This is a genomic window from Staphylococcus sp. GDY8P45P (assembly GCF_017892745.1).
In the GTDB taxonomy this organism is placed as follows: domain Bacteria; phylum Bacillota; class Bacilli; order Staphylococcales; family Staphylococcaceae; genus Staphylococcus; species Staphylococcus cohnii.
In genome coordinates, this window is record NZ_JAESLS010000009.1 from 57,619 (window position 1) to 70,204 (window position 12,586).

12 protein-coding genes are annotated in these 12,586 nt (G+C 31.7%); 10 read left to right on the forward strand and 2 right to left on the reverse strand.

The features are described 5' to 3' along the window. The first annotated feature begins 74 nt into the window (after window positions 1-74). The 6 genes from KA873_RS10110 (at window position 75) to KA873_RS10135 (ending at window position 6,894) form a co-directional block, all read left to right on the forward strand. Window positions 75-770: a CoA transferase subunit A gene (locus KA873_RS10110; RefSeq protein ID WP_107385851.1), complete on the forward strand. Its 696-nt coding sequence runs from the start codon at window positions 75-77 to the stop codon at window positions 768-770. A 1-nt stretch (window position 771) separates the two neighbouring features. Continuing rightward, window positions 772-1,422: a 3-oxoacid CoA-transferase subunit B gene (locus KA873_RS10115; protein WP_107504778.1), complete on the forward strand. Its 651-nt coding sequence runs from the start codon at window positions 772-774 to the stop codon at window positions 1,420-1,422. A 146-nt stretch (window positions 1,423-1,568) separates the two neighbouring features. Further along, the gene (locus KA873_RS10120) at window positions 1,569-1,979 is read left to right on the forward strand and encodes a hypothetical protein (protein ID WP_107385849.1); all 411 of its coding nucleotides are present in this window, start codon (window positions 1,569-1,571) and stop codon (window positions 1,977-1,979) included. Window positions 1,980-1,988: 9 nt separating this feature from the next. Further along, complete coding sequence (locus KA873_RS10125; protein ID WP_210140296.1) at window positions 1,989-2,954, forward strand: ornithine cyclodeaminase family protein; 966 nt, start codon at window positions 1,989-1,991, stop codon at window positions 2,952-2,954. Between the two features lie 470 nt (window positions 2,955-3,424). After that, complete coding sequence (locus KA873_RS10130) at window positions 3,425-4,366, forward strand: NAD-dependent epimerase/dehydratase family protein (RefSeq protein WP_210140297.1); 942 nt, start codon at window positions 3,425-3,427, stop codon at window positions 4,364-4,366. Between the two features lie 11 nt (window positions 4,367-4,377). After that, a complete protein-coding gene (locus KA873_RS10135; protein ID WP_107504782.1) occupies window positions 4,378-6,894 on the forward strand; it encodes a glycosyltransferase in 2,517 nt (838 codons plus the stop codon). A 155-nt stretch (window positions 6,895-7,049) separates the two neighbouring features. Here KA873_RS10135 and KA873_RS10140 read toward each other — a convergent pair whose 3' ends face one another. Then, a complete protein-coding gene (locus KA873_RS10140; protein ID WP_107385845.1) occupies window positions 7,050-8,117 on the reverse strand; it encodes an acyltransferase family protein in 1,068 nt (355 codons plus the stop codon). A 203-nt stretch (window positions 8,118-8,320) separates the two neighbouring features. Between KA873_RS10140 and KA873_RS10145 the strand changes: the two genes are divergently transcribed. Further along, window positions 8,321-9,160: a sialate O-acetylesterase gene (locus KA873_RS10145; RefSeq protein ID WP_107524079.1), complete on the forward strand. Its 840-nt coding sequence runs from the start codon at window positions 8,321-8,323 to the stop codon at window positions 9,158-9,160. A 132-nt stretch (window positions 9,161-9,292) separates the two neighbouring features. On the opposite strand, the gene KA873_RS10150 is transcribed toward KA873_RS10145, so the two are convergent. Beyond that, window positions 9,293-9,598: a monooxygenase gene (locus KA873_RS10150; protein WP_154409580.1), complete on the reverse strand. Its 306-nt coding sequence runs from the start codon at window positions 9,596-9,598 to the stop codon at window positions 9,293-9,295. 271 nt (window positions 9,599-9,869) lie between these two features. Here KA873_RS10150 and isaB point away from each other — a divergent pair, with 271 nt between their 5' ends. From isaB to cidR, 3 genes are all read left to right on the forward strand, one after another. Continuing rightward, window positions 9,870-10,457: an immunodominant staphylococcal antigen IsaB family protein gene (gene isaB / locus KA873_RS10155; protein WP_107385842.1), complete on the forward strand. Its 588-nt coding sequence runs from the start codon at window positions 9,870-9,872 to the stop codon at window positions 10,455-10,457. A gap of 341 nt (window positions 10,458-10,798) precedes the next feature. After that, window positions 10,799-11,647 (forward strand): class A beta-lactamase, encoded by an 849-nt coding sequence (gene bla, locus KA873_RS10160; protein WP_210140298.1) that lies wholly within the window; start codon window positions 10,799-10,801, stop codon window positions 11,645-11,647. A gap of 42 nt (window positions 11,648-11,689) precedes the next feature. Further along, window positions 11,690-12,565 carry a cidABC operon transcriptional activator CidR gene (gene cidR / locus KA873_RS10165; RefSeq protein WP_107385840.1) on the forward strand — a complete coding sequence of 292 codons (876 nt, stop codon included), beginning with the start codon at window positions 11,690-11,692 and terminating at the stop codon, window positions 12,563-12,565. Window positions 12,566-12,586 lie beyond the last annotated feature (21 nt).

Genomic DNA, 12,586 nt, shown 5'->3' on the forward strand with positions numbered 1-12,586 from the left:
ACTTCGCAAAAAATTTCAAGTATAATTGTTTTTAATACTAGGTATTAATTTTAAAAAAGAAGTGAGGTTATAACATGTCAAAGGTCATTCAAGATATACATACAGCGTTTGAGCATTTAGATGATGGCATGACAGTGCTCGCCGGTGGTTTTGGACTATGCGGGATACCAGAGCATGCTATTGAAGCAATTCGGACAAAAGGTACAAAAGGGTTAACCGTAGTGAGTAATAACTGTGGTGTTGATGATTTTGGACTAGGTCGCTTACTAGAGAAAAAACAAATAGATAAAATGGTCAGCTCATATGTTGGTGAAAATAAAATATTTGAACAACAGCTGATTAATGGTGAGTTAGATGTAGCACTAACACCTCAAGGTACGTTAGCTGAAAAACTACGTGCAGGAGGTGCGGGTATTCCAGCATTTTACACCAAAACAGGTGTAGGTACTTTAATTGCTGAAGGTAAAGAAACACGTGAATTTGACGGTGAAACGTACATTATGGAACGTGCCATTACAGGTGATTTTGGTATTGTGAAAGCTCAAAAAGCGGATACATTTGGTAATTTAGTATTTGAAAAAACAGCGCGTAATTTTAATCCTTTATGTGCTATGGCGGCTAAGACTACTGTCGTTGAAGTAGAAGAAATTGTTGAATTAGGTGAAATTGATCCAGATGATGTACATCTATCAGGGGTATATGTGGATTATATTTATCTAGGCAAGCATTTTGAAAAACGTATAGAAAAACGTACAGTGAAGGAGGCATAACATGGATAAACAAACACAGCGTAAGAAGATTATTCAACGTGCAGCACAAGAAATTCAAAGTGATATGGTGATTAATTTAGGTATTGGTATGCCAACTCTTGTAGCAAATGAACTCAATGATCATGTGGAAAATGTTTTTTTTCAATCTGAAAATGGTTTGCTTGGGATTGGTCCATATCCTACTGAAGATGAGGTTGATCCTGACTTAATTAATGCAGGTAAAGAAACGGTTACTGCTGCTAAAGGTGCATCCTATTTTGACAACGCAGAATCATTTGCCATGATACGAGGGGGGCATATTGATTTAGCAATTCTTGGAGGCATGGAAGTTTCGGAAACAGGAGATTTAGCGAACTATATGATACCAGGCAAGCTTGTAAAAGGTATGGGCGGCGCTATGGATTTAGTGGTTGGTGCTCAGAAAGTAGTCGTTATCATGGATCATATGAATAAGCACGGTGAATCTAAAATAAAAGCAAAATGTGACTTGCCATTAACTGGCGCAAGTGTTGTTAACACGTTAATCACAGATTTAGCTGTTTTTAAATTTGAAGATAAAGTTATGAAATTAGTTGAACTTCAAGAAGGCGCCACACTTGAACAAGTACAAAAGTATACAGCTGCTTATTTTGAAAATTGTTTGAATCGTTAGGTGTTTTTCGAGATTTTATACGATCTATTCCTAGATAAGCCGTTTGTTATATTAAAAAATTAATCTTTAGCCAAGCTTAAAATTCGGTTTAAGTATGTTATTGTAACATTATAGCTTGAATTGATTACAAAGGTGCGAAGATTGATATGAAGCAAAATGCAGAACTGAAAAGTATTGTTATTGCTATTATATTTGCAGCGGCTGCAGATGTGGTTCCTGATGGAATATTTCATAAAATATTGTTGCTAATGGGCATTTTAGCATTTATTTATATGTTGATTACACATTTAAAGTTTACGTTATATCATATTAAAATAGAAGATAATCAGCAACAAACATGGTTTAGTGTGAAAATGGATTATTGGTTGCTTTTTATTAAAAATATGGTGGCCATAACGCTATTATTAGCGATATATTGTGTGTCTGTGTATGTCAATAATCATATGGCTTGGATTATCATTCCTTTACTTATCGTTGGATTTATAGGATTAATCCTATTTGAAAATAAAATGGAAAAGAAGAGTAATATTTTAGAGTCAGAAAATGTAGAAGAATAGAGGTGGCTTATGCAATTTATTGATGCACATGAACAAGCAGAATTATTAAACATGGAAGAAGTCGTTGAAGCGGTCGCAGAATCTTTACAGACCTATTCTGAAGGGAAGACGGATACTCCTTTACGTTATGTACTTCCTTTTAATGAAGATAATCGTTATCTGGTTATGCCGGCCCTATCTGATGAATTGAAAGTTGTGGGTCTTAAAACAGTAACAGTTGCACCTAACAATACAAAGATAGGTAAAAATACTATCGTCGGATCTGTTATATTATCTGATTATGAAACCGGTGAAACATTAGCTGTATTAGAAGGTTCATACTTAACCAAGATTCGTACAGGTGCAATTTCTGGCGTAGCTACAAAATACCTTGCCCGTGAAAATGCAGAAACATTATGTGTCATAGGCACAGGTGACCAAGCGCAGGGATTAATTGAAGCTGTACTAGCTGTTAGAGATATCAAGCGTATTCAACTTTATAACAGAACATATCGTAAAGCTGTGACATTTGCAGAAACAGTACAACAGCAATATCAATTTGTAGATGTGACAGTGATGGAAAATGTTAATGATGCTATATCTAATGCCGATGTTATTGTCACAGCAACCAACGCCACACAACCTGTTTTTAATAAACCATTAGATGCTGGGGTGCATGTGAATGCTGTGGGCTCTTTTAAACCAGACATGCAAGAGTTACCTTCACACGCTATAGCCAATGCCGATAAAGTAGTTGTAGAAGCATCGGAAGCGGCGTTAGAAGAAACAGGAGATTTAATTACCCCTATGGATGAAGGCTTATTTGGAGAAAAAGATTTATATGGAGAATTAGGAGAAATCATCGGTTCTAATTTAGCTGGACGCGAAAGTGATGATGAAATTACCGTTTTTAAATCTGTAGGTGTAGCCATTGTAGATATTATTGTTGCTAATTATTTTTATCAAAAAACACAAGAAAACAATGATGCACTTTAAGTTATATAAGGTCGACAGAGTAAAATTTTGATAGTTTATAGTAAAATTCTTAAGCGTTTCGCCATATCGCTTTATAGTATAATGTAGGTATTATTTTATCCTTTAAAGGAAACTTATGGTGGAACGCTTTTTATGATAGTTTTCTAAGTTGAACGTTTTAAACACCATTTGCACTAATAGCAGAACATATTATAACTCATTTCATTTATTGGGGGAAAAGAATTTTTGCAAAGGGCATGGTGTTATTATTCAATTATTATTAAGTTTTTACCTCAATTTCTTTTGATTTGTTCTTCAAAATTGTTAAACTTGTATTAATATATAGAAAATGTTAATTAACTAAAATTATAATTTTATTTGTGATACTATTGCGTTTTTTTATAATAAAAGTTAGTTGTATGAAGTAATATATTTTATTAAAAGCATTGACGATAAATATCTTATGACTTGAATATATAGGAGGAGAAAAAATGAAAATACTAATTACAGGTGGTGCTGGATTTATTGGCTCACATTTAGCAGAACATTTTAATAATGATAATGAGGTGTTTATATTAGACAATTTAAGCACAGGCCATCGTTCGAATGTTAAATTTATAGATGATGCACATTTCATTGAAAATGATGTGGTTAATACATCTTTTGTGACATCATTAGTAGAGCAAGAACAATTTGATATTGTCATTCATTTAGCAGCAGTAGTTAGCGTTGTAGAAACAATAAATGATCCTATAAAGTCTCAATCTGTCAATATAAATGGTACATTGAATCTCTTAGAAGCCAATCGTCAATATAACCATAATTTGAAGAAGTTTATTTTTGCTTCATCAGCAGCTGTATATGGCAATACTGAGGGGTTGCCAAAACAAGTTGAAACATTTATCGATCCGGAATCACCTTATGCTGTCGAAAAATATGTTGGGGAACAATATACAAAAATTTACAATACGCTATACAACCTACCAACAACTGCTTTAAGATTCTTTAATATTTATGGACCGAGACAAGATCCTCATTCACCATACTCTGGTGTGTTATCCATTATAGATAAAAAATTTAAAAATAATGAAACATTCACATTTTTTGGGGATGGAGAACAAACAAGAGATTTTGTGTACGTAAAAGACTTAGTGCAAGCGGTTTCAATCGTGATGGATAACGCAACAACGAATGGCCAAATATATAATTTAGCTACTGGTAAACAAATATCACTATTAGAAATTTTCGATAAATTCAAAATAGTTTATAATAAATCTATAGACTATCAGTTTGCTGAATCAAGAAGTGGGGATATCAAACATTCTTGTGCTGATATCAAAGGTTTAGAAGCGCTAGGATTTAAGCCACAATATGATATTGTGTCAGGTTTAACTGAATATATTAAATACTCGAATACAGATAAGATAAACTAAGAGGTGGAAGAATGATTGGTAAAACGAAAAAGTTTGTATTAAATCAAACGAAAAGAAAATTAAAATTCATTTCTGAACCATTGAAATTACAACTAAGAAGTAAGTACACAAAAAATATTATGCATTACGCAAATCTTTATAAAACGATTGAAGTAGATAACAAGCATATTTTGTATCAAGTTAGAGACGGACAAAGCATGACGGATAGTCCTTATGCGATATTTAAATATTTAATGAACCATCCGGATTATCAAAAATATATACATATTTGGGTCGTGGCATCTCAAAAAATGCAAAAAGCATTTTCTAAAAAATATAGTAAATATAAAAATGTAAAATTTATTGTAAAAGAAAGTGAAGACTATTTACATTATTTAACAAAGTGTAAATATCTTATTAATAATGCGACATTTCCAACGTATTTTACGAAAAAGCCAAATCAGATATATGTAAACACTTGGCATGGTACGCCATTAAAGGCAATGGGTTTAGATATCAATCAAAATTTATTAGAATCACAAAATACAATTCGCAATTTTTTAAGTTCTGATTATATCATTTCACCTAACCAACATACGACAGATATTTTTAAAAAAGCATTTAAATTAGACGGTTTAAACGATGAAGCAATTTTAGAAATTGGTTATCCTAGAATAGATGCTACATTAAATGCACAGTCAAAAGAAGTTATACAAAAATTAAAAAAACAAGGCATTAAATTAACAGATGCACCGATTTTACTCTTTTCACCAACGTGGCGTGGCCAAACAGTGAGTTCACCAGAAGATAATATTGAAGAAATTGAAGCGCTGATTGAAGCATTAAATAAACAAACACGTTACCAAGTATTATTAAAAGTGCATCCGTTTATTTATAAAAAAGCAGTAGGTAATAAAAAATTAAAGAAATACTTAGTAGAGGATACATTTGATACGAATGAATTACTCAGTATTGTTGATTTGCTCGTAACTGATTATTCAAGTATCTTTTTTGATTATTTAGTTACAGATAAACCTATAATTTTTTATACACCTGATTATAAAGCCTATGAAGAAGACAGAGGATTTTATCTTTCTGTGGATAGTCTCCCAGGGCCAAGTGTACACTCAATTGAAGCATTGGTAGCTACTGTCAAAGAATCACAAAATATGTTAGCGCAATATCAAGGAAACTATCAAAAATATAAACAAAAATTTGTGAATTATGATGATGGTCAAGTCACGGAAAGAGTCGTCAACCAAGTGTTTCATCACGACGCACCCAAAAAAGGTGATCAAAATAATAGAAAAGAGCGTATTTTAATATATCCGGGTGGTATGAAACCTAATGGCATAACAACATCGATTCTAAATTTATTAGAAAATGTTGATTATGATAGATATGATATTACAGTTTACCTTGGATTTAATAGAAATAAAGACGTCATAGATAATTTATATAGCTTAAATGACAATGTGAGAGTTATTTTAAGAAGAGGCCCATTGTTAGCCAACACTTCAGAATACTATCGTAATCTATTGGTTCGCAATAGAGGCATCAAATCGAAAATTGAAGAAAAAATTTATCCTGAAGCAATGTATCAACGCGAATTTAGAAAAGTGTTTGGTAATTCAGAATTTGATGTAGTTATGGATTTTAGTGGTTATGCGATGTTTTGGTCTGAAATCTTGTTAGCAAGTAATGCTAAAAGAAAATTAATCTACTTACACAGTGATATGAAAATGGATATGGAGCGTAAAGTGAACGGTGTGAGACCACATTATGCCAATTTAAAAGGTGTAATGTCCTTGTATCCTTATTATGATAAGCTCGTAAGTGTTTCTGAAGTGACCAAGCAAGAAAATGTTAAAAAAATAGCAAATAGAAAAACAAAAGAAAAATTTAAATCATCGATGAATACAATTAATTTGGATAGAATTTATAATTTGGTGGATGAAGATAATGATATCTTTATGAAAAATGGTGAGCGTGTCATCGTTAGAGAACAGGATAAGCAAATTACAAGCGTGCCATTCCATAAAGCTGATTTTAAAGTGATGACTATGGGAAGATTATCACCTGAAAAAGGATTTGATAATTTAATTCAAGCGTTTAGCGGTGTCGTGGAAGCAAATCCTAATGCGAAATTATATATTTTAGGAGATGGTCCACTCAAAAACCAATTAAGTAAGTTAATTGACTCATTAGATTTATCAGAACATGTATTTTTAATGGGGCAAAAAAGAAACCCATTTAATATTATGAGAGACTGTGATTTATTTGTTTTACCATCTTATTACGAAGGACAATCAATGGTCTTATTAGAAGCGTTAACTGTAGGCATAGATATTTTGGCATCAGATATACCAGCCAATCAATATGTCCTTGACTATGGTAAATACGGTATGTTGAGTTTTAACGATGCTGAATCATTACAAACAAGCATACAACAGTTTATTAATAAGGAAACACCTGCTTATGCTAAATTTGATCCGGAGTTATATAATAAAGAAGCAATTGAACAATTTTATCATTTATTAGATGATTAAAATATCAAATAACTAAGGGATGAGCAATAATGCTCAAGCCCAAAATAAAGGACGCATCCATATGAAGTGGATGCGTCCTTTATTTATTTAAAATCGTTCGATTTATACTGGCTTGTTAATTTGAAATGCTTTGTTTATACAGCAACTTTTGCACATTAACTATGATGTTTATAGTTATTAACAACCATAGGATGTAGCGTATTTCTTCCTACAATAATTCTTACATATGGAATAAAAGATAGTATTATCGCTAATCCAATACAAAATCCAAGTGTGAAAATAGTACTTAGAATTAAAAATAGTGTTGGGAACGTAACAAATGATGCCAACGATCTAGAAATAAAGTCTACAATAATCTGATGTGCTAAATAAATGAAAAATGATATTTCACTAATTAAAAACACAAACACTAAATTAAATCGAGTTAAAAATTTCGATATATAGACGATAAATACAAAACTGATTGCAGAAAATAAGACTAAGTCAAATCGATTAGATTCATTCAGATGTACATCTAAATAAGAAAAGTTAAATGCCATATAACATAAAGCCAATAGCCATATCAATAGCAACCAAACTAAATGACGTTTTAAAAATTGAATAACAGTGTCATAATATTTACCGAAATAGAAACCGACAACAAAGTAAAATAACCAATATAAAATAATCGTTCTACTAAATAATGGATAAAAATCCCAGAATGCAAGATAATCATTACTGTAATACATTAAATAAGAATGTCCAAAACTAATGATAAAAGTAATGACAAGTACAACTATAGGATTGGCCTTACTCAATAATTTATAAAATAAGCGATGTAATATGTAAAACTGAAAAATAACGAGTACAAACCAACCGAAAAATTTACCTTCTAAGACGATATTTAAAAAGATTTCCCAAAATGATTTATCTGAACTATCACCAAGAAATAGCCTGAAAGTGACAAATAAACCAAATAAAGCATAAGGAATTAAAATAAATTTCATACGTTTAAGTAAAAAGTTTTGCGGAATTTTATTTGAATACCGCATGCCTAATAATGTTTCCGACAAAATAATAAAACACGGTGTTGCAAATAATAAAATAACTTGTAAAAAACTAAAAAGTGATTTTTCAAATTGTGAAATATGATAATCGTTTACTAAACCGGTTAAACAATGGACGATGACTATTGCGATACAAAATATCGCCCTAGCATAGGTGAGTTCCATTTTCCTTTCCAAAATCAAAACTCCTCTCAAAATCCATTCCATAATATGATAATTAGTATTAAAAGTAAAGTTTATATGAATTTAGTTTTATAATCATTTTATATAAAGCGTGGCAACTCATAATATAGTAATTGAGTAAGATTAATAAAGAATGATATGATTACATATATTTAAAATAATCATTTAAAACCTTAAATAGTGAAAGGAATCGGTTTATGAAATCAATTTTACTTATTGGTCAATCAAATATGGCAGGACGAGGTTTTTTAGATGGTGTAAAGCCAATCATTGATGAACGTATTTTTATGCTTAGAAATGGTAGATGGCAAATGATGGAAGAACCGATACATAGTGATCGTTCTGTAGCAGGTATTGGACCAGCAGCATCGTTTGCAAAGCGATGGCTAGATGATCATCCAGATGAAACAATTGGATTAATTCCATGTGCTGATGGGGGTACTTCCATTGAAGAATGGTCGGATAAAAGCATGTTGACACGGCATGCTTTAAGTGAAGCTAGATTTGCCATGGAAACTTCTGAATTGATAGGTGTTTTATGGCATCAAGGTGAAAGTGATAGTCAAAATAATAAATATCAAACATATGAAGCAAAACTATCACATTTAATTCAATTTTTTAGGACAGAACTGGAATTACCTAAACTTCCCTTTGTCATTGGATTGTTAGGAACGTTTTTAGGAAAAGAAGGATTTGGCGCTAGTGCTACAGAGTATCAAGAAATTAATAAAATAATAAAAAATATAGCGCAGAAAGAGCATCATTGCTACTTTGTTACAGCAGAAGGCTTAACAGCAAATCCAGATGGCATTCATATAGATGGTTTCTCTCAACGATTGTTTGGAATTAGATATTATGAAGCATTTTCAAGCGCAAAGAACGTCGTAAATCGTTTAGAGAATGAGAGCGAAATTGAAAAAGATTTATATAAAAGTGAATTCACAAAAAATGAACAAATATATATGCTTGTTGCTAGGTTATCTAAAAATAAAATAACGTATCAAGATTTTATCAATGAAATGTCTCAACTGAACTAGTAATCACCTGAGAAGTCATCATTTTTAAAGTATTCATTTTATTCGCTTCATTAACGCCTAAAAAAGCCTTTCAAAACGCACTTCTTTTGTGTGGATTTGAAAGGCTAGTTGTATTTTATCGTTCAAGTTCGGCTATGTTAATCTTCCATGTGTGATTTTAGTAAGTGTGTCATTCGTAGCAAATATTTTAGCATTTACATTGGGTACACCCATGGATTTAAGGCGTTCACTATGCATATTTAAATAGTTTTCGGCATTTTCGTAGCTATCAAATGCATAAATGCCACCCGCTTCTTTTTCATCAGCATTTTCTGTCCATATCTTCCATAAAAAACCTGGTTCCTCATTTATAGATTTCGCTAAATCAGCGAATTGTGTGGACATTTCTTGGCCAAAAGGGCCATCGATTGGAAAATCAACTTGTAAAATATAAATCATGATAAACCATCCCTTTTAAATTATTTATTACGCTTACTATATCAATTTATGTTAAATCGCATAAACTTTTGGCTCAAATCGTTTTCTGATAGGTATTATCACAACTTTTTGAATGATCTTATTGGTATATCAATAAAGCATTTTCATATATAATTTCCATTATTTTGTAAAGAAAGTGTAAATTTACTTGCAAATAAAATAGAGAGGTGTATGATGAAAGTGAATAATTACACTTTGAATATAGGAGACTACAAATAAGGAGTGATTTATTATGCGTAAAGTCGGAAAGTTAATTTCAGCAACTGTCGTAGTATCTACACTGGTCGTTGGTTCTTCAGCAGCATATATCTCAACGAGTAGTCCAACAGCGCAAGCAGCAGAACAAGTCCAAAAATGGGGACACGGTGAAGGTGGCGCAAGCGGTGCAAATAGTGAAAATGGTGTTCGTTCTCAAGCACAAACAACACCTTGGTATAATTACGAAGGTTATACAACATATGACCCGTCATTTACACAAGATTATAACTTCGTACGCGCTTTGAAATATGATAATGTCACGATCGATGGTTATAAAGTTGACACTGATGCCAAAAAAGAATTTGATCATTCTAAGAAAGTTTATGATACAAGCGTAGAATTTAACAGTGACAATGAAGTAGTACAACTCACTTTCTTCACGAAACCTGATTCTGTATCTAAAGCAACGTTTAAGAAAGCACATGCTTCAAATGAAATCATAGAAGATGGAAAATTAGGCAATGGAGATGGCACTTATGTAAAATACGCGACAAATAATGGTTTTTATACTGCATTCTTTGATCAAAATGATAATTTGGTAGAAATAACAATTGGTCAGTAATTAGAATGATGTTTATAAAAATAGGATACAACTAAGAGAAGCTTTGAAATGGTATGTTTTTGATTGTAGTAACATTTAATTTAAATGAAAGTGTACTCTAGGCTGGGGCATTTTAAATGTCTCAGCTTATCTTGTTGTATAGCCATTAAAAAATAGTTTTCATTTAGCAAATGTATCAGCATTTTTGCTGATTATTGTTATTGAAGATATACCGTCAATTTGAATTATATCTATAATTTAATGCGTATGTTTAATAAAGATAATTGTGTTTTGTTATATTTATGATTATAGTTAAACGTAAGTATAGAGCGTTTCGTTCACATATGAATAGGGGGAAAAATATGAAAAAATTATATTTAAGTGTTTTGGTTGGTCTTATTTTGTTAGCAGTCACAGGGAACGTCGCTGCGGCAAAAAGTTTTAACCACATTGAACAAGATAATGATACAATTGTAGGGGTCTATGGCATCAATACCTCTAATGGTAAAGTGATACAGCACAGATCAGATGAACGATTTGCATTTGCATCTACATATAAAGCAATTTCAAGTGGCATATTATTACAAAATACGCCAACATCAGAACTAAATAAAAAAATAACTATTTCAAAAGATGACATTGTCGCTTATTCACCTGTTACTGAAAAATATGTCGGCAAGCAAATGACCTTAAGAGCGTTAATTAAAGCTTCTATGTTGCAAAGTGATAATACAGCAAATAATAAAATTATCGAAGAAATAGGTGGTATTAAAGGATTTCAACAAGCACTAAAACAACGCGGAGACAATATCTCAAACCCGCAAAGACTTGAACCAGACTTAAATTTATATGATCCGCAAAGTACAGCCGATACAACCACACCTAAAATGGCTGCAACAACGTTGAACCATCTTTTAGCGAGTGAGAACATGAGTAGACCCAACCTTGAGCTACTAAAACATACAATGATCCATAATGAAACTGGAGATACATTAATTAAAGCAGGTGCGTCAAAAGATGATGTTGTAGGTGATAAGAGTGGCCAGGGATTAACATATGGTAGTCGAAATGATTTAGCTTTTGTTTATCCAGAAAACCAAAGTAAGCCAATTATTCTTGCTATTTACACGAAAAAAACAGATAAAGATGCGAAACCTGATGATAAAGTGATTCAAACAGCAGCGGAAAAAGCTATTAAGTCATTGAAATAGATTCAGTCAAATGAAATATAGATTGGTACAGAGGGGTTTAACATGGAAATAAAGCAAATGAAATATTTTGTAGAAGTCGTAAAAAATGGTGGGATGACACAAGCATCCGAGCATTTATATATTGCGCAATCTACAATAAGTAAAAATATTAAAAGTATTGAAGACGAATTTAATATTACTTTATTTGATAGACGAAAAAAGCATATTATTTTAACAGATATCGGTCAGATTTTTTATGATAAATGTGTGGAAGCATTAGCGGTTCTAGATGATTTATCATTAGAAATGGGAGATGTAACAAATTTAGAAAAAGGTCATATTAGAGTAGGTATATCTGCGATTATGAATGTGAGACTTTTTACAGAAAGTTTAAATCACTTTCATAGTAAATATCCAAAAGTAACTTACGAAGTGATTGAAGGTGGCGGGAAAGCTGTAGAGTCTTATTTGAATAATGATGAAATAGACGTGGGTATTACTACGTTGCCTGTAGATAATGATATTTACCATGCCATTCCATTATATAATGAGAAATTATTGTTAGTTGTAAACAGAGATGCGATGCTTGCTAAACAAGCATCGGTCTATCTAGGCGATTTAAAAAATGAGCGTTTTATTATGTTTCATGATGATTATTATTTAAAAGATCAAATTATTGAAAGTTGTAGAAAAGTTGGCTTTCATCCAAAAACAGTTGCAAAAATGTCTCAAATTACATTTATTGAAAATATGATTCGAGATGGTATCGGTGTGAGTATATTACCAGAAAGTATCGTAGATATTTTAAATGATGACCTCATAGGTATAGAAATTTCTGGCGCAGATGTATCGTGGAATTTGGGAGTTATTTGGAAAAAAGATAGCTATATGAATTATGTAACACACGAATGGATTAAATTTTTAAAAGATACACAGTAATAGTGGTTAACAAGGTGTTCA

Bases quoted from the DNA above. Each gene is read 5' to 3' on its own strand.
- KA873_RS10115 (WP_107504778.1), top strand. From the start codon at position 772: ATGGATAAACAAACACAGCGTAAGAAGATTATTCAACGTGCAGCACAA.
- isaB (WP_107385842.1), top strand. From the start codon at position 9,870: ATGCGTAAAGTCGGAAAGTTAATTTCAGCAACTGTCGTAGTATCTACA.
- cidR (WP_107385840.1), top strand. From the start codon at position 11,690: ATGGAAATAAAGCAAATGAAATATTTTGTAGAAGTCGTAAAAAATGGT.
- bla (WP_210140298.1), top strand. From the start codon at position 10,799: ATGAAAAAATTATATTTAAGTGTTTTGGTTGGTCTTATTTTGTTAGCA.
- KA873_RS10130 (WP_210140297.1), top strand. From the start codon at position 3,425: ATGAAAATACTAATTACAGGTGGTGCTGGATTTATTGGCTCACATTTA.
- KA873_RS10120 (WP_107385849.1), top strand. From the start codon at position 1,569: ATGAAGCAAAATGCAGAACTGAAAAGTATTGTTATTGCTATTATATTT.
- KA873_RS10135 (WP_107504782.1), top strand. From the start codon at position 4,378: ATGATTGGTAAAACGAAAAAGTTTGTATTAAATCAAACGAAAAGAAAA.
- KA873_RS10150 (WP_154409580.1), bottom strand. From the start codon at position 9,598: ATGATTTATATTTTACAAGTTGATTTTCCAATCGATGGCCCTTTTGGC.
- KA873_RS10125 (WP_210140296.1), top strand. From the start codon at position 1,989: ATGCAATTTATTGATGCACATGAACAAGCAGAATTATTAAACATGGAA.
- KA873_RS10145 (WP_107524079.1), top strand. From the start codon at position 8,321: ATGAAATCAATTTTACTTATTGGTCAATCAAATATGGCAGGACGAGGT.
- KA873_RS10110 (WP_107385851.1), top strand. From the start codon at position 75: ATGTCAAAGGTCATTCAAGATATACATACAGCGTTTGAGCATTTAGAT.